Below are 16,171 nucleotides of genomic sequence, written 5' to 3' on the forward strand. Positions count from 1 at the left end.
CTATGAATGGCATGCAGTGATGAATGGAGTTCATGAATGCGCCGCGAGGAGCTTGTCGACCTCAACGCCTTCCTCACCGTCGCGGAGGAGCGCAGCTTCACCCGCGCCGCGGGTCGGCTCAACACCTCGCAATCGGCGCTGAGCCATACGGTCCGCCGCCTCGAAACGCGGCTCGGCGTCCGCCTGCTCAACCGCACCACGCGCAGCGTCGCACCCACCGAGGCCGGCGAGCGCCTGATCGGCACGCTGCGGCCGGCGCTGGACGAAATCGGCGCGGAACTTTCGGCGCTCGGCGCGCTGCGCGAGAAGCCGAGCGGCACGATCCGGATCACCACCGGCGCGCATGCCGCCGAGACGATCCTCTGGCCGGCGCTCAAGGGCATGCTCCCGGACTATCCCGACATCACGGTCGAGCTGTTTCTCGATCTTGGCCTTACCGACATCGTGACCGAGCAGTTCGACGCGGGGGTGCGGATGGGCGAGCAGATCGCCAAGGACATGATCGCCGTCCCGATCGGGCCGGAGATGCGGCTCGTCGTCGTCGGTGCGCCCGATTATCTCGCCCGGCATCGCCGGCCCCGGACGCCGCAGGACCTTTCCGAGCACAGGTGCATCAACCTGCGCCTGCCGACGCGGGGCGGCCTCTACGCCTGGGAGTTCGAGAAGGACGGTCGCGCACTCAACGTACGGGTCGAGGGGCAGCTCGTTTTCAACGACCTCGCCATGATCCTCGATGCCGCGCTCGCCGGCTTCGGCCTCGCCTTCCTGATGGAGGACCAGGTGGCCTCGCATGTCGGTGAGGGCAGCCTCGTCCAAGTGCTCGACGACTGGTGCCCGCCTTTCCCCGGCTACCATCTCTATTATTCGAGCCGCCGCCAGCCGACGCCGGCGTTCGCGCTGCTGGTGGAGCGGCTGCGCTACCGGCCGTCGCGGCAGGGTTGATTTTCCGGGCGACTTGCGCCAAATGGCCGCCGTCCGGGGCAAAGGCCATGCCTTTAGCGCCCCGGTTTACGTTTTGAAGCGATTGCGAGGCGGCAACGCCGCCGGCTCGGAAATCGCGACAGACAAAAGTACGACGACAGCCGGAGGGGCGTCCGCATTGGGCGGCGTCAGCGATCGGCCAAATGAAGGAATAGCGCAACATGGCTCTCTACGAGCATGTGTTTCTCGCGCGTCAGGATCTGGCCCAGGCCCAGGTCGATGCGCTGGCGGAAACCGCCACCAAGATCGTCGAAGACAATGGCGGCAAGGTCGTCCGGACCGAGACCTGGGGTCTTCGCAACATCGCCTACCGGATCGCCAAGAACCGCAAGGCCCATTATGTCGCGCTCGATTTCGATGCGCCGCCGACCGTGGTCGCCGAGCTCGAGCGCCAGACCCAGATCAACGAAGACGTCATCCGCTACATGACCATCAAGGTCGACGAGCACGAGAACGGCCCGTCGGTGATGATGCGCCGCGGCGACCGCGACAAGCGCGACCGCGACGATCGTGGTGACCGTGGCGATCGCGGCGATCGTGGTCCGCGCGGCGATCGTGATGACCGTCCCCGTCGCAGCCGCGACGATTTCGACGCCTGAAGCCTGAGGATCAGCACATATGGCACGCCCATTTTTCCGCCGCCGCAAGAGCTGCCCCTTCTCGGGCAAGGATGCGCCGAAGATCGATTACAAGGACGTCCGCCTGCTTCAGGGCTTCGTCTCCGAGCGGGGCAAGATCGTCCCGAGCCGCATCACCGCGGTTTCCACCAAGAAGCAGCGCGAGCTGGCGAAGGCGATCAAGCGCGCCCGCCACATCGGCCTGCTTCCCTATGTCGTGAAGTAAAGAGGGCAGACCCATGGACGTCATCCTGCTCGAACGCATCGAGAAGCTCGGCACCATCGGCGACGTGGTGAAGGTGAAGAACGGCTATGCCCGCAACTTCCTCCTTCCCCGCGGCAAGGCCCTTCGCGCCAACGAGAGCAATCGCAAGGTCTTCGAGGCCAATCGCGAGAAGATCGAGGCACAGAATGCCGAGCGCCGCACCGAGGCCGAGAAGGACTCGAAGAAGGTCGACGGGCTGAAGCTTCAGCTCATCCGCCAGGCGTCGAACACCGGCCAGCTCTATGGCTCGGTTTCCGCCCGCGATCTCGCCGAGGCGCTGGAGGCCGAAGGCCACAAGATCGCCAAGAACCAGATCGTGCTCGACAAGCCGATCAAGGCGATCGGCCTCACCGACGTGAAGATCGCGCTCCATCCGGAAGTGTCGGTCACCATCCAGGTCAACGTCGCCCGCTCGCCGGAAGAGGCCGAGCTGCAGGCACAGGGCAAGGACGTGATGGCCGAGATGTTCGAAAAGGACGTCGCGGGCTTCACCGAGGAGCGGATCGAGGGCCTGGAGCCCGGCGAGATCGTTCCGGAGGCCGAAGAGGCCGCGCCGGCCGTCGCGGAGGGCGAGGCCGAACAGGCCTGAGCCCGTCTGTCGGATACAGGAAGAAGCCGCCCGCTCCACCGAGCCGGCGGCTTTTTTCTTGCGGGGGTCAGTAGACCTCTTCAAGCGCGGACGCCGGGCGCCAGCCGGCGGCTCCCGACCGCGTCGACCGGGCCGCCTGCCAGGCCTGCGCCAGCCGCATCATCCCCTTCTCCAGCTCCGCTTCCGGCAAGGCGAACGGCAGCCGCACGAACCGGGCGAAGGCGCCATCCACCCCGAACCGCGGGCCGGCGGCGATCCGGACCCCGTGCGCGTCGGCAGCCGCCGCAAGCCGGGCGCTGATCGCCTCGGGCAGTTCTGCCCAGAGCGACAGTCCGCCCGCCGGCCGGTTGACCCGCCAGTCGGGAAAACGGTGCACGACGAGGCCTTCCAGCGTCCGGCGCTGATCCCGCAGTCGGGCGCGGCGTGCCTCGATATCGCCCTCCCCGTCGGAGAGCAGCACGGCCGAGGCGAGTTGCTCAAGCACGGGCGTACCGAGGTCGATCGTCGGGCGCACCCGGGTCAGCGCCTCGATCACCTCCGCATCGGCGCGGATCCAGCCAACCCTGAGGCCGCCCCAGAAGGTCTTGCCGGTCGAGCCCAGCGCGATCACGCGCCCGGCCTGATCGTAAGCGGCGAGTGACGGCGGCGCCGGCGCGTCCAGCCAGAGCTCGGCCAGGGTCTCGTCGACGACGATCGTGGTGCGCGTCCGCGCGGCCAGCTCGGCGACGCGCCGGCGCGTGGCCTCGTCCATGCAGAGCCCGGTCGGGTTGTGGAAATCGGCGATCAGGAAGGCGAGCCGCGGCGCCGTCTGGCGGATCGCCGCCTCCAGCGCCTCGACATCCCAGCCATCCTCCTGGAGACCGACAGGGACCGGCCGGCAGGCGGCTTGCTGGATCGCGTCGATCGTGTGCGGATAGGTCGGATGGTCGATCACCACCCGGTCGCCGGGCCCGGTCAAAAGCTTGAGCAACAGCGCAAAGCCATGCACCGCGCCATGCGTCACCATGATCTGCTCCGGGCGGGTCGGGCAGCCGCGACGGGCATAGTGACCGGCGATCGCCTCGCGCAGCACACCGAGGCCGACCGGTTCATAGCCATGCGCGCCGAGATGGGCCGGCAGCATCTCCAGCGCCCGGCGGTAGGCGCGATGGACCGAGTCCCCCGCCGGCACGGCCGCCACCGCAAGGTCGATCACGTCGGGGCCGAGCGCCCCCTCCCCTTGTGGCCGAGCGGATTGAACTCCCGGCGTGCGCGTGATGCTGCCGGAACCCTGGCGGCTGGCGAGATAGCCTTCGTCGCGCAGCGCGGCATAAGCGGTGGTGATCGTCGTGCGGCTGACACCCAGTCCGGCCGCCAGTTCACGCTCCCCCGGCAACCGGGCCCCGAGCGGCGCCCGGCCGTCGAGGATCATCAGCCGCAGGGCGTCCGCCAGCTGCCGATAGCCGGCGCCTCGGCCGGCGCTCCGCCAGTCACCGAGCTGCCGGACAAGGGAGGTGGTACCAATCGTGCGTGCATCCATGATGCCAATATCTCTTGATTGGCTATTTTAAACAAGGCCAATTTGGACAAAGGCCAGGACCATGTTCCTGCGTCGATTCCTTCAGCTCCAGGCCGGTCTCGTCCTCTACGGCTTCTCGATGGCACTGATGCTGCGCGCCAATCTCGGGCTCGATCCGTGGGACGTGTTCCATCAGGGCGTAGCGCTGCGCACCGGCTGGAGCTTCGGCACGGTGGTGATCGTCGTCGGCGCGCTGGTGCTGCTGCTCTGGCTGCCGCTGCGCCAGAAGCCGGGGATCGGCACGATCAGCAACATCGTCGTCATCGGGCTCGCGGTCGATGCCAGCCTCTTCCTGATCGCCGCGCCGGAGGGCTATCCGGCGCGCTTGTCGATGCTCATCGCCGGCATCGTGCTCAACGGCATCGCCGGCGGCGCCTATATCGGCGCGGGCCTCGGCCCCGGGCCGCGCGACGGGCTGATGACCGGCTTCGTGCGCAAGACCGGCCTGTCGATCCGGCTGGTGCGCACCACGATCGAGGTGGCAGTGCTCGCCGTCGGCTGGCTGCTGGGCGGCACCGTCGGCCTCGGCACCGTGCTCTATGCGCTGTCGATCGGCTGGCTGGTGCAGGTCTTCCTGCCGCTCTTCACGATCAGGGATCCCGCCCCCGGGCCCGAGCCGCTGACACAAGGCTCGTAAATCCGCTTCGACAGGCGTATCCCTCGCTCCGCAAACGATCGACATCTGGGGGGATATGTCGTCTGCCCGCCTTTCCACGCTCTGGATCGGCCCGGCGCTCGGCGCGGTCGAGCGCGCCTGCCTCCGGTCGGCCCTGCGACAGGGCCATCCGGTGTCGCTCTATTGCTATCGCACACCGGATGGCGTGCCCGACGGCGTCGAGATTCGCGATGCTGCGGACGTGCTTCCGGAAACGCGCATCCTTCATCACCACACGGGCAGCGTCTCCCTGTTCTCGAACCTCTTTCGCTACGCGCTGCTGCGGCGCGGACCCGGAACGTGGATCGATACCGACGTCTGCCTGCTGCGCCCGATCGACAGCGGCGAGCCCTATCTCTTCGGGCGGCAGAGCCCGGCGATCCTCAACGGCGCGGTCCTGCGGCCCCCCCCGGATTCTCCCCTGCTCGAACCGCTGATCCGACTGTTCGACGAGACGGAGATTCCATTCTGGCTGAGCCCCGCCGAACAGGATGCGGCGGCGATCCGGCTGCGCGAGACCGGGCGGGCGGGCCTGTCGTTGATGCCGTGGGGAACGGCGGGCCCCGGTGCGCTCACCGCGCTCGCCGCACGTGCCGGATTCGGGTCCCTGGCGTTGCCGGAGGCCACCTTCTACCCGGTGTCCTATCAGCGCGCCGGGTGGATCCTGAATCCGGCAATCCGGCTGGACGACGTCGTTCGTCCGGAAACCATCGCCGTCCATTTGTGGAACGAGCTGATCAAAAGCTGCAAGGAAGCGCCAGCCCCGGACGGCAGCTTTCTGGCCCGGCTCCAGGCCGAGGGGCGACCCTAGCGTATCGCTGCGAGCTCCACGCCCTTCGTCTCGCGTGCCAGCAGCGCGGCGAGGCCGCTGAGGGCGCAGCTCGCGCCGACATAGATCGCGACCGGCAATGCCGAATCGTAGGTCTTGTAGAGCCAGAGCGCGATGATCGGCGCGAGCGAGCCGGCAAGGATCGAGGTCAGCTGATAGGCGATCGAGACGCCCGAATAGCGGATGCGGGTCGGGAACAGCTCGGTGATGAATGCCGCCTGCGGCCCATACATCGCGCCGTGCAGGACAAGGCCGACGACGATCGCGAGGATGATCCCGCCATTGTCGCCGCCTGCCAGCAACGGAAAAAACGCAAAGCTCCAGGCGGCCAATCCGAGCCCACCGAATGCGTAGACCGGGCGGCGCCCGATCCTGTCGGAGAGGAGCGCGAAGGCCGGAATGGCGAAGAACTGCACCGCGGCGCCGATCAGGAGCGCGTTGAGCGCGAGGCTGCGGCTCTCCGATGCGACATCGACCAGGAAGGTCAGCGAGAAGACGGTGAGAATGTAATAGGAGATGTTCTCGCCCCAGCGGATGCCGGCACCGAGCAACACCGCTTTGGGACGTTCGCGGAACACGTCGATCGCCGGCAGCTTCGGCGGCGCCTCGGCCTCGGCCAGCGCCTCCTCGAACATCCGGCTCTCGCTCACCCGGTTGCGGATATACCAGCCGACCAGCACCATCGCGGCGGACAGGAGGAACGGCACCCGCCAGCCCCAGTTCAGGAAATCCTCCTCGCTCTGGAGGCCCGCCATCAGCGCCAGCACGCCGGCGGCGAGCAGGTTGCCGGCGGCCACGCTTGCTTGCGGCCAGCTCGCCCAAAAGCCGCGCCGCGCCGCATCGCCGTGCTCGGCGACCATCAGTACCGCCCCGCCCCATTCGCCGCCGACCGCGAAGCCCTGGACGAGGCGGAGCAGGATGAGCGCGATCGGCGCCCAGATGCCGATCTGGGCATAAGTCGGGAGCAGGCCGATCAGTACCGTTGCCACGCCCATCAGGATGAGGCTCAGCATCAGCAGCTTCTTGCGGCCGAGCCGGTCGCCGTAATGGCCGAAGACGATGCCGCCCACCGGCCGCGCGACGAAGCCGAGCGCATAGGTGGCGAAGGCGAGGATGGTGCCAGTCAGCGGATCGTAGGACGGAAAGAACAGCCGGTTGAAGACGAGCGCGGCAGCCGATCCGTAGAGGAAGAAATCATACCATTCGATCGTGGTGCCGACCATGCTCGACATCACCACCCGTTTGAGCGGTGTGCGCGCCTCGCTCATCCCCTGCCCTCGCAGTTCCAGATGCCCAGCCGCTGCTGCTGCACGCCGGTGCGGCGGTTGGTGACCAGCACCCGGCCCGAGCCGATCGCGGCGCCGGCACCGACGCTGATGCTGACCTGCCGGTCCTCGAAGAAGCCTCCTGTCGGCCCGACCGGCCCGGCAGGCACGAGCGTGCGCAGCTCGTCATTAAGCCTGGCCACCGCCCCCTCGGCCGACGCGAGCACGTAGACCCGGTTCTCGCGGATGAAACGGCAGGACGCGCCCGAAAGGCTGCCCGCGTCCGCCTGTTGCAGCGGCTGCAGCCGCGCCGTCTCGCTGACGTCCTCGACCTTGTTCTGCTCCGGCGTCGAGAGCCGCTCGATCTGTTCACGCGAGGCATTTCCGTCCGCATCCCCGCTGCCGCCGCATGCCGCGACGGCCAGCGACAGCGAGGCGATCGCCAGACTGCGCATCAATAACCCATCAGGGCCAGCACCTCGCGGCGGCTGCGCTCGTCCTCGCGGAACACGCCCATCATCCGGCTGGTCGTCATCATCACCCCGGGCGTGCGGACGCCGCGCGCGGTCATGCAGCTGTGGCTCGCCTCGATCACCACCGCGACGCCCTGCGGCTGGAGATTGTCCCAAATGCAGTCGGCGACCTGCGCGGTCAGCCGCTCCTGCACCTGCAGGCGCCGGGCGAAGCCGTGCAGGACGCGGGCGAGCTTGGAAATGCCGACGACGCGGTCGTTGGGCAGATAGGCGATCGCCGCCCTGCCGATGATCGGCGCCATGTGATGCTCGCAATGCGATTGGAACGGAATGTCCTTCAAGAGCACGATCTCGTCATAGCCGCCCACTTCCTCGAAGGTGCGGCTGAGATGATAAGCCGGGTTTTCCTCATAGCCCTTCGCGTACTCTCGCCAGGCCCGCGCCACCCGCTTGGGCGTGTCGGCGAGGCCCTCGCGCGCGGGATCGTCGCCGGCCCAGCGGATCAGCGTGCGAACCGCCTCCTGCACGTCGTCGGGAACCGCGACCTTGCCGGGCTCGTCGACCAGATCGCCGTTGGAAAGATCGGGTTCGTGGGTATCGCCGGCCATCAAGCGCCTCGAGAAAATGGTGACCCCGACAGGATTCGAACCTGTGGCCTACTGATTAGGAATCAGTTGCTCTATCCTGCTGAGCTACGGGGCCTTGCCTCGACACCGGCCTTTCCACAGAGAGGAAAGCGGGTCAACCGCGCCCATGCCGACCCGTCCGGTAGTTGCCCGATCGGGAACCTTCCTGACCGTCCTGCCTTTATGCCCGCGCCGAGGGCAAACAATTTTCAGGGAGGGCAGCAATGAAGCACGTGACCGCAATCCTGGGTGTGGCGATTCTCGCCGGCTGTTCGGGCCAGACCAGCGAGACGGCAGGAAACAACAATGCTGCGACCGCCAGCGCCAACACGCAGACGGCGGCGCCGCGAATCCTCGCACTGCAACCGGGTCAGTGGGAGACGACGGTCGAGGTTCTGAAGATGGAAATGACCGGCATGCCGGGCACCCCGATGCCGCAGACCCCGCCGACGACGACCAGCCAGTGCATCACGCCCGAACAGGCGAACAAGCCGGTCGAGGGGATCATGGCTGGCGGCGCGCTGCCGCCCGGCTGCGTCTCGGAAAGCAACAACGTGACGGACGGCCGCATCCAGGCGACCTTCTCCTGCGTCCAGAGTGGCGTGCCCACCCGCGTCTCGATGCAGGGCGTCATCTCGCCGACCAGCTACGAGATGGAGATGGATCTCAGCGCCGGTGAGGGCCAGACCGCCGTGCGCAGCGACATGCGGGTGCGCGCCCGCCGCCTCGGCGAATGCCAGACGGCGCCGGCCGCGCAATAGCTAATCATGGCTGAGGATGTTCACCAGCCGTCCGAACGGATCGCGGACGTAGAAGCGGCGAACGCCCCAAGGCTCTGAAGCGGGGCCGTATTCGATTGCGATCCCGGCCTGCCTGACGCGGCGATGGATCTCGTCCAGATCGTCGACCTCGATTGACAGGTCGGGAACGGGCGTGCCCGAGCCGCCCTCGGTCGCGATGCTGACCTGTGCTCTGGCCTGCGCATCGCTCGCGAAGGTCACGATCCAGCCATGGTCCATCGCAACCTGCATGCCGAGAATGTCGCCATAGAAGGCTTTGGCCCCCTCGACGCTGGAAACGGCGATGTTGGCCACGACGCGTTTGACCGTCACGCATACCTCCGGCGAAATTCTAGTGCTTCTTGCCGCGCTCCGGCACGGGGAATGGCAGCGGCGCGACGGGAATGCCCTCATCGACCAGCGTCTTCGCCTCGTCGCGGCTGGCGCGGCCGTGGATGGCGCGGGCTTCCGCCTCGCCGAGATGGATGGCGCGCGCCTCGTCGGGAAAGCGGTCGCCGACGAAATCGCTGTTCTCCAGCATCCGCTGCTGGAGGTCCGCCATCTCGGCGAGCGCCTTCTTGACCGCCGCCGGATCGGCAGGCGCCTGGTTGCCCTTGGCGCCGACATGTGGGGCCATCGGCGCCTTGCCGATCTCGGCATCGCCGCAGATCGGACAGGTGACCAGGCCCCGCGCGCGTTGCGAATCATAGTCTTCCGAAGAGCCGAACCAGCCTTCGAAGACGTGCTCCTGGGCACCGCATTTGAGGTCGAAGACGATCACGACGCGAACCGCTCCGGTCGCGGGATCGGACGGCGGTGAAGAATGGCGGGGAGTCGCGCGCGCACCTCCTCGACCTGCGCCGGATCGATCTCGGCAAAGCCCAGGCCGGGGCTCTCCCCGCCCATGTCGAGCAGCACCTTGCCCCAAGGATCGACGACCACGCTGTGGCCAAAGGTCACCCGCCCGTCCTCGTGCCGGCCCACCTGCGCGGCCGCGATCACGAACACGCCCGCCTCGATCGCCCGTGCCCGCATCAGCACATGCCAGTGCGCCTCGCCTGTCGGCACGGTGAAGGCGGCCGGGATGCTGATCAACGTCGCGCCGTGATTGGTCAGAGCGGAAAACAGGTCCGCGAAACGCAGGTCGTAACAAATCGACAGGCCGAGGCCGCCAAGCGGCGTATCGGCCACGACGCTGCGCGTACCGCCGCGATAGGCAGCGGATTCGCGCCAGCTCTCGCCGGTCGGCAGATCGACGTCGAAGAGATGGATCTTGTCGTAGCGGGCACGGATCCCGCCGGTGCCGTCGATCACGAAGCCGCGATTGACCAGCTTGTCGCCATCCGCGTCGAGCAGGGCGAGTGAGCCGATATGGACCCACAGGCCCGCTTTCGCAGCGGCTTCGCGCACCGCCGCCAGCACCGGATCGTCGCTCTCGAAATGGAGATGCTGCATCGCCCGGGAGCGGTCGCGGTCCAGCAGGCCGCTCATTTCCGGCGTGAACAGCATCGTGGCGCCCCCGGCGGCAGCCTCCTCGACCCCGCCGACCAGATCGCGCGCATTCGCGGCCGGATCGATACCGGTCTGCGCCTGGTAGACGGCGATCTTCATTGCGGGCTCAACAGCCCGTCGAGTCGGCCGGCGTCCTCGAGTGCATGCAGGTCGTCGCAGCCGCCGACATGGCGTCCGTCGATGAAGATCTGCGGCACGGTGGTCCGGCCTCGGGCGCGGTCGATCATCTCGCCACGCTTCGAACCGCTCATGGTGATGTCATGTTCTTCGTAGATCACGCCCTTGCGATCCAGCAGCCGCTTGGCGCCGACGCAGAAGGAGCAGAAAGCCTTGGTGTAGATCTCGACGTGAGCCATGTCGTCCTCGGCTCTCGAAGTGAGGGCCTCGCCGCACCTTGTCAATGATCGGCGTTCTTCACCACCCGCGCCCAGGTCACGACATCGACCCTCTCTGCTCCGGCCCGCTTCAGCGCCCGCGCGCAACCGTTCGCGGTAGCGCCGCTGGTATAGACATCGTCGACCAGGATGAAGGCCCGGCCCTTCACCTCGGCCTTGCGATAGGCCGGCACCTTGAAGGCACCGCGCAAGACCTCGCGCCGCTCGCGCGGGCTCATCTCCTTGAGCGGCGGCGTCCGCCGAATCCGGGCGATGAGATCGAGCCGCGCCTCCAATCCGGCCTGTCGCGCCAGCGCGCCTGCGATCAGCGCGGCCTGGTTGTACCCCCGCCGCCAGATTCGCCAGCGATGCAGCGGCACCGGCACCAGAATGGCATCAGCCTGCGCGCCGATATGCCGCACCATGAACCGCGCCATCGTCTCGGCCACTCCCGGCCGGCCGTATTTGAGCTTCAGCGCGACCGCGCGCGGAATCTCGCCATAGGTGACCGCAGCCCGCAACCGGTCGAACCGCGGCGGATGGGCAAGGCAGCCGCCGCAGACGGCGTCTGGGCCCGCATCATAGTCGAACGGCAGGGCGCATTGCGCACAACATGGGTCGCCGAGGAATGCGAGCTGAGACCAGCAGCCCAGGCAGAAGCGATGCGGATCGGCCGTCACAGCCCCGCAACCGGGGCAGCGTGGCGGCAGCGCGAAATCGAGCGCGGGCCGCATAACCAGGCGGCTCAGGAGATCGGCAGCCGGCATATCCCCAGCCTGCCACAGCATCTCGCCGGTTGACAGCCCCGCCAAAGCCGACCATTTCGCCCGCGGCGGCCCGATGGCGGAGTGGTTACGCAGAGGACTGCAAATCCTTGCACGCCGGTTCGATTCCGGCTCGGGCCTCCAGAGACTTCCTGACACCCCGAGAATGGTGACTTGCAGGCATATCCTCGCCGGGCGAGACAGCAGCGGCCATGGTCGTCATGAGGGGCGGCGCGTCATCCTCCTCCCCTGTCATCCGCCGGCCGGAGAGGAGAGGATCATTGCGCATGACCGTTGCGTCGCGCTCGATCGCGGGACTGTTTGCCGCCATATTCCTGCTCCTGGCAACGGCTGCGCTGGCTGAGGAGCGGATCGCGATCGTCGGCGTGACCATGATCGACGGCACGGGTGCGCCACCGCGGCCGGACATGACGGTGGAAATCGCCGACGGCCGCATCGTCGCGGTCAATCGCGGCCAGCGCCATTCGCCCGGCGCGCAGGCGATCGATGGGCGCGGGCGTTATCTGTTGCCCGGCTTCGTTGACAGCAACGTCCACGGCACGGTCTACGGCAATCCGGCCCGGCGGGACACGTCGGTGCGCTATGCCAATCGCAACGAGGAGCTGGCGCTGGAGTTCGCCCAGCGTCACCTCAGGGTCGGCGTGACGACGATCCGCGACAGCTATGGCGTGCTACCGCCCCTGCTCGCGGTTCGTGACCGAATCGCGCGCGGCGAGGCGATAGGCCCGCGCCTGCTCGTCGCCGGCAACATCCTGGGCTGGGGCGGCCCTTTCTCCCGCACCTATTCGCTGACCGATGATTCCGAGCTCTCGGCCTTCCAGGAGCAGTGGAACGACATTCTCGCCCAGGGCATGGGCGAGGAATTGCTCGACATGACGCCCGAAGAATTGCGCGGCGCGATGAACCGCTACCTCGATCTCGGCGTCGACTTCGTCAAATATGGCGGCACCAGCCATTTCATGCGTCCGTCGCTGATCGGCTTCTCGCCCCGCGCGCAGCGGGTGATCATCGAGGAGACGCACCGCCGCGGCCGGATGGTCGAGACCCATGCCACCAGTTCGGAAGCGCTGCGTATCGCGGTCGAGGCGGGGATCGATCTCATCCAGCATCCCGAGCTGATGAGCCGCGACCTGCCGCAGGATCTCATCGAGCTGATCGTGCGTCGCGGCACCTTGTGCGCGATCCGTGCGAACGTCGTGACCGGCGACATCCGGCAGCGCCAGATCGCTGCGCGGACCGCCGCCCAAGCGGAGATCGCGGCTGAGCCGCCGGCAACCACCTCCGCCGAACGCAACCGGCGCGTCGAGCGGCTCGGCGAGGAAGAGGAGATTCAGCGGCGCAATGCCGAGCGGCTGATCCGCGCCGGATGCCGCGTCACCATCGCCACCGACAATTATCTCGGCGACGCACCGGAGTTCCGCCGCACACCCAAGCCGCCCGAACAGGAGCCAGGCGAAGGCAGCCTGCGGGCGATCGAAGGCCTGGTCGAGCTCGGCATGACGCCGTTGCAGGCGATCAGCGCGGCGACCCGCAACGGCGCCGCGGCGGCCGGCATGGCGGACGAGCTTGGGACGATCGCGCCCGGCAGGATCGCCGACCTGATCCTGCTCCGCGCCGATCCGAGCGCCGACATCCGCAACATCCGCGCGCTCGACATGGTGATCGCACGCGGGCGGATCGTCGACACCGCGCGGCTGCCCGATCAGGTGATTTTCGGACCGCCGCGCTAGGCGGTGGAAAGACTGAGGGGCCGGCCCCAGTTCAGGGATGGCGTCGCGGCTTCATATGCCGCAATCGCCGCCTCGCTCGCCAGGGTGAGGCCGATCTCGTCGAGCCCCTTCAGCAGGCATTCGCGACGAAACGGATCCATCTCGAAGACGAAACGGTCCTGGAGCGGGGTGGTGACGCTCATCGTCTCGAGGTCGACGGTCACCGGCTGGGCGCAGGCGACCTCGAGCAGGCGATCGACCGCAGCCTGCGGCAGGACGACCGCCGCGATGCCGTTCTTGAAAGCATTGCCGGAGAAGATGTCGGAGAAGCTCGGCGCGATCACTACGCGGACGCCCATGTCGACGAGCGCCCAGGCGGCGTGCTCGCGGCTGGAGCCGCAGCCGAAATTGTCGCCGGCGATCAGGACCGGCGCGCCGGCATAGACCGGATCGTCGAAGACGTTGCCCGGCTCGGCGCGGACCGTCTCGAAGGCGTGCTGGCCGAGGCCGGCGCGGGTGATCGTCTTCAAGTGCGCGGCCGGTATGATGACGTCGGTGTCGACGTTGCGGCGGCCGAACGGATAGGCGCGGCCCTCGATGCGCTCGCGGCCGCTCATGCCGGCACCAGATCGCGCACGTCGGCGAGGCGGCCGCTCACCGCCGCGGCGGCGGCCATGGCCGGAGACATCAGATGGGTGCGCGCGCCCGGCCCCTGCCGGCCGACGAAGTTGCGATTGGAGGTGGAGGCGCAGCGCTCGCCCGCCGGCACCTTGTCCGGGTTCATCGCCAGGCACATCGAACAACCCGGCTCGCGCCATTCGAAGCCGGCCTCGGTGAAGATGCGATCGAGCCCTTCGGCCTCCGCCTGACGTTTCACCAGCCCCGATCCGGGGACGATCAACGCCTGACGGACGCCGCCGCTGACCCGCCGGCCACGCACGACGTCGGCGGCAGCGCGCAGATCCTCGATCCGGCTGTTGGTGCAGGAACCGATGAAGATATGCTCGACCGGCACGTCGCGCATCGCGGTGCCCGGGGCGAGGCCCATATAGGCCAGCGACTTGCGCGCGGCTTCGCGTTTGGCCGGATCGTCGAAGCTCTCGGGATCGGGGACGGCGCCGGTGATCGGGACGACGTCCTCGGGAGACGTGCCCCAGGTGACGTTGGGGGCGATCGTTCCGGCGTCGAGGGTGACGCTGGCGTCGAAAACCGCCCCGTCGTCGGTCGGCAGGGTCTTCCACCAGGCGACCAGGCGCTCCCAGTCCTCGCCGGCCGGCGCCATCGGGCGGCCCTGGAGATAGGCGAAGGTCTTCTCGTCCGGCGCGAACAGGCCAGAGCGGGCGCCCGCCTCGATCGACATGTTGGCGACGGTGAGGCGGCCCTCGATGCTCATCTCGCGGAAAGCGACGCCGCTATATTCGATGACATAGCCCGTGCCGCCGGCGGCACCGATCTTGCCGATGATGGCGAGAATCAGGTCCTTGGGCGTGACACCGAAACCGAGCGCACCATCAACGCGGACCTCCATCGTCTTCGAGGGTTTGAGCAGCAGGGTCTGGGTCGCCAGCACATGCTCGACCTCGCTGGTGCCGATGCCGAAGGCGAGCGAGCCCAAGGCACCGTGCGCCGCCGTGTGGCTGTCGCCGCAGACGAGGGTGGTCCCCGGCAACGTGAAACCGAGTTCCGGCCCGACGACGTGGACGATGCCCTGGTGCGCGTCGGTCGCGCCGATATAGGGCACGCCGAACTCGGCGACGTTGCGCTCCAGCGCGGCGAGCTGGCCGGCGCTGGCCGGATCGGCGATCGGCAGACGCTGCCCGTCTGCGCCGACGCGCGCGGTGGTCGGCAGGTTGTGGTCGGGGACGGCCAGAGTCAGGTCCGGCCGGCGGACCTTGCGGCCGGCGGCGCGCAGACCTTCAAACGCCTGCGGGCTCGTCACCTCATGGACGAGATGGCGGTCGATGTAGATCAGGCAGGTGCCGTCGTCGCGTTTCTCGACGACATGTGCATCCCAGATCTTCTCGTAAAGCGTGCGCGATGTTGCGCTCATCCGCAGCAGCCTCGATTCATTGCGACAAGATCGCGCAGCGCTTCCATCTTCACAAGGCCGGTCTCTAGCTTCGTCCGCACCGCCGCGCCGAAGGTTGAACAGCGTGCGTCGCCGCCCAGGTCGGCGGTGCGACAGCCCTCCGCCAGCACCTCCTCCACCACGGCATCGAGCAGCCGCGCGAGATCGTGATGGCCGAGGTGGTCGAGCAGCATCGCGGCGCTGGCGATCATTCCGGCCGGGTTGGCGATGTCGCAACCGGCGATGTCGGGCGCGGAGCCGTGGATCGGTTCGAACAGACCGGGGCCGGCGCCACCGGTGCTCGCGGAGCCGAGGAGGCCGATCGAGCCGCTGATCACCGACATTTCATCGGACAGAATGTCGCCGAACATGTTCTCGGTCAGGATCACATCGAAGCGGCGCGGATTGGTGACCAGCGCCATGGCGGCCGCATCGACATAGAGATGATCGACCGCCACGTCGGGATAGTCCGCCGCGACCTCGTTGACGACGCGGCGCCAGAGCTTGGAGGTCGCCAGTACATTGGCCTTGTCGATCGAGGTCAGCTTCCCTCGCCGCTGCCGGGCGACGCCGAAGGCGACATGGGCGACGCGCTCGATTTCGTCCCGCGTGTAGACGCAGGTGTCCGACGCGAAATCGTCGCTGTAGCTCTTCTCGCCGAAATAGGCGCCGCCGGTGAGCTCGCGCACCACCAGGATGTCGGCGCCCGCCGCCACCTCGGCCTTGAGCGGCGACAGGGCCTCCATTCCCGCCATGACGCGCGCGGGTCTCAAGTTGGCGAACAGGCCGAGGCCCGCACGCAGCTTGAGCAGGCCCGCTTCCGGCCGCGCCGGCGCGTCGTCCCACCTGGGACCGCCCACGGCGCCCATCAGCACGGCGTCGGCGTCCTTGCAGGCGGCCAGCGTCGCGTCGGGGAGCGGCATGCCGTGCCGGTCGATCGCGATGCCGCCGAAGTCATGGCTCTCGAATTCGAAGCCGAGGCCGGCGGCGTCGGAGATCAGCTCGAGGCAGGCGCGGCCTTCCTCGATCACCTCGGGCCCGATGCCGTCGCCGGGCAGGAGAACGATACGTGTCATGTCTCGCTCT

General features: G+C 67.9%; 20 protein-coding genes and 2 tRNA genes. 9 read left to right on the forward strand and 13 right to left on the reverse strand.

Annotation, left to right across the window (positions count from 1 at the left end):
• Positions 1 to 36 precede the first annotated feature (36 nt).
• The 4 genes from RCO27_RS04785 (at position 37) to rplI (ending at position 2,452) form a co-directional block, all read left to right on the forward strand.
• On the forward strand, positions 37 to 942 hold the full coding sequence (locus RCO27_RS04785; protein ID WP_309001492.1) for a LysR family transcriptional regulator: 906 nt from the start codon (positions 37 to 39) through the stop codon (positions 940 to 942).
• Between the two features lie 200 nt (positions 943 to 1,142).
• Positions 1,143 to 1,580, forward strand: a complete 438-nt coding sequence (gene rpsF, locus RCO27_RS04790) for a 30S ribosomal protein S6 (protein ID WP_309001493.1) — start codon at positions 1,143 to 1,145, stop codon at positions 1,578 to 1,580.
• A gap of 19 nt (positions 1,581 to 1,599) precedes the next feature.
• Entirely contained in the window at positions 1,600 to 1,824 is a 225-nt protein-coding gene (gene rpsR, locus RCO27_RS04795; protein ID WP_309001494.1) for a 30S ribosomal protein S18, read from the forward strand.
• A 13-nt stretch (positions 1,825 to 1,837) separates the two neighbouring features.
• Positions 1,838 to 2,452, forward strand: a complete 615-nt coding sequence (gene rplI, locus RCO27_RS04800; RefSeq protein WP_309001495.1) for a 50S ribosomal protein L9 — start codon at positions 1,838 to 1,840, stop codon at positions 2,450 to 2,452.
• 67 nt (positions 2,453 to 2,519) lie between these two features.
• Here the strand turns inward: rplI and RCO27_RS04805 are convergent, their stop codons facing one another.
• Positions 2,520 to 3,971, reverse strand: coding sequence for a PLP-dependent aminotransferase family protein (locus tag RCO27_RS04805; protein ID WP_309001496.1), 1,452 nt, complete (start codon positions 3,969 to 3,971; stop codon positions 2,520 to 2,522).
• Between the two features lie 61 nt (positions 3,972 to 4,032).
• Between RCO27_RS04805 and RCO27_RS04810 the strand changes: the two genes are divergently transcribed.
• Positions 4,033 to 4,647, forward strand: a complete 615-nt coding sequence (locus tag RCO27_RS04810) for a hypothetical protein (protein WP_309001497.1) — start codon at positions 4,033 to 4,035, stop codon at positions 4,645 to 4,647.
• A 55-nt stretch (positions 4,648 to 4,702) separates the two neighbouring features.
• The gene (locus RCO27_RS04815; RefSeq protein ID WP_309001498.1) at positions 4,703 to 5,476 is read left to right on the forward strand and encodes a hypothetical protein; all 774 of its coding nucleotides are present in this window, start codon (positions 4,703 to 4,705) and stop codon (positions 5,474 to 5,476) included.
• Here RCO27_RS04815 and RCO27_RS04820 read toward each other — a convergent pair.
• The 4 genes from RCO27_RS04820 to RCO27_RS04835 all read right to left on the reverse strand — a co-directional run bounded on the left by RCO27_RS04820 (position 5,473) and on the right by RCO27_RS04835 (position 7,934).
• Complete coding sequence (locus RCO27_RS04820; RefSeq protein ID WP_309001499.1) at positions 5,473 to 6,762, reverse strand: MFS transporter; 1,290 nt, start codon at positions 6,760 to 6,762, stop codon at positions 5,473 to 5,475. The two genes, RCO27_RS04815 and RCO27_RS04820, sit on opposite strands and share 4 nt — an antisense overlap.
• Positions 6,759 to 7,214 carry a hypothetical protein gene (locus tag RCO27_RS04825; protein ID WP_309001500.1) on the reverse strand — a complete coding sequence of 152 codons (456 nt, stop codon included), beginning with the start codon at positions 7,212 to 7,214 and terminating at the stop codon, positions 6,759 to 6,761. Before RCO27_RS04825 ends, RCO27_RS04820 begins: the two co-directional genes overlap by 4 nt.
• A complete protein-coding gene (gene folE, locus RCO27_RS04830; protein ID WP_309001501.1) occupies positions 7,214 to 7,840 on the reverse strand; it encodes a GTP cyclohydrolase I FolE in 627 nt (208 codons plus the stop codon). The genes RCO27_RS04825 and folE overlap by 1 nt, the downstream gene beginning before the upstream one ends.
• A gap of 17 nt (positions 7,841 to 7,857) precedes the next feature.
• Positions 7,858 to 7,934: transfer RNA gene (locus RCO27_RS04835), tRNA-Arg, on the reverse strand.
• Between the two features lie 148 nt (positions 7,935 to 8,082).
• Here RCO27_RS04835 and RCO27_RS04840 point away from each other — a divergent pair.
• A complete protein-coding gene (locus RCO27_RS04840; protein ID WP_309001502.1) occupies positions 8,083 to 8,619 on the forward strand; it encodes a DUF3617 domain-containing protein in 537 nt (178 codons plus the stop codon).
• Here the strand turns inward: RCO27_RS04840 and RCO27_RS04845 are convergent, their stop codons facing one another.
• The 5 genes from RCO27_RS04845 to RCO27_RS04865 are packed head-to-tail and all read right to left on the reverse strand — an operon-like array spanning position 8,620 to position 11,290.
• The gene (locus tag RCO27_RS04845) at positions 8,620 to 8,970 is read right to left on the reverse strand and encodes a VOC family protein (RefSeq protein ID WP_309001503.1); all 351 of its coding nucleotides are present in this window, start codon (positions 8,968 to 8,970) and stop codon (positions 8,620 to 8,622) included.
• 19 nt (positions 8,971 to 8,989) lie between these two features.
• Positions 8,990 to 9,418 carry a DUF1178 family protein gene (locus tag RCO27_RS04850; protein ID WP_309001504.1) on the reverse strand — a complete coding sequence of 143 codons (429 nt, stop codon included), beginning with the start codon at positions 9,416 to 9,418 and terminating at the stop codon, positions 8,990 to 8,992.
• Positions 9,415 to 10,248 carry a carbon-nitrogen hydrolase family protein gene (locus tag RCO27_RS04855; protein WP_309001505.1) on the reverse strand — a complete coding sequence of 278 codons (834 nt, stop codon included), beginning with the start codon at positions 10,246 to 10,248 and terminating at the stop codon, positions 9,415 to 9,417. The genes RCO27_RS04850 and RCO27_RS04855 overlap by 4 nt, the downstream gene beginning before the upstream one ends.
• Positions 10,245 to 10,505 carry a glutaredoxin 3 gene (gene grxC / locus RCO27_RS04860; RefSeq protein WP_309001506.1) on the reverse strand — a complete coding sequence of 87 codons (261 nt, stop codon included), beginning with the start codon at positions 10,503 to 10,505 and terminating at the stop codon, positions 10,245 to 10,247. Before grxC ends, RCO27_RS04855 begins: the two co-directional genes overlap by 4 nt.
• Positions 10,506 to 10,546: 41 nt before the next feature.
• Complete coding sequence (locus RCO27_RS04865) at positions 10,547 to 11,290, reverse strand: ComF family protein (RefSeq protein ID WP_309001507.1); 744 nt, start codon at positions 11,288 to 11,290, stop codon at positions 10,547 to 10,549.
• Positions 11,291 to 11,357: 67 nt separating this feature from the next.
• Here RCO27_RS04865 and RCO27_RS04870 point away from each other — a divergent pair.
• Positions 11,358 to 11,431, forward strand: a tRNA-Cys gene (locus tag RCO27_RS04870).
• 143 nt (positions 11,432 to 11,574) lie between these two features.
• Positions 11,575 to 13,038 (forward strand): amidohydrolase family protein, encoded by a 1,464-nt coding sequence (locus tag RCO27_RS04875; RefSeq protein ID WP_309001508.1) that lies wholly within the window; start codon positions 11,575 to 11,577, stop codon positions 13,036 to 13,038.
• Here the strand turns inward: RCO27_RS04875 and leuD are convergent.
• From leuD to leuB, 3 genes are read right to left on the reverse strand one after another with little or no spacing between them, the layout of a single operon-like run.
• Complete coding sequence (gene leuD / locus RCO27_RS04880) at positions 13,035 to 13,634, reverse strand: 3-isopropylmalate dehydratase small subunit (protein ID WP_309001509.1); 600 nt, start codon at positions 13,632 to 13,634, stop codon at positions 13,035 to 13,037. The two genes, RCO27_RS04875 and leuD, sit on opposite strands and share 4 nt — an antisense overlap.
• Entirely contained in the window at positions 13,631 to 15,067 is a 1,437-nt protein-coding gene (gene leuC / locus RCO27_RS04885) for a 3-isopropylmalate dehydratase large subunit (RefSeq protein ID WP_309001510.1), read from the reverse strand. Before leuC ends, leuD begins: the two co-directional genes overlap by 4 nt.
• A complete protein-coding gene (leuB, locus tag RCO27_RS04890; RefSeq protein WP_309001511.1) occupies positions 15,064 to 16,161 on the reverse strand; it encodes a 3-isopropylmalate dehydrogenase in 1,098 nt (365 codons plus the stop codon). Before leuB ends, leuC begins: the two co-directional genes overlap by 4 nt.
• Positions 16,162 to 16,171: the final 10 nt, after the last annotated feature.

This window comes from Sphingosinicella sp. LHD-64, from assembly GCF_031157375.1.
In the GTDB taxonomy this organism is placed as follows: Bacteria; Pseudomonadota; Alphaproteobacteria; order Sphingomonadales; family Sphingomonadaceae; genus Allosphingosinicella.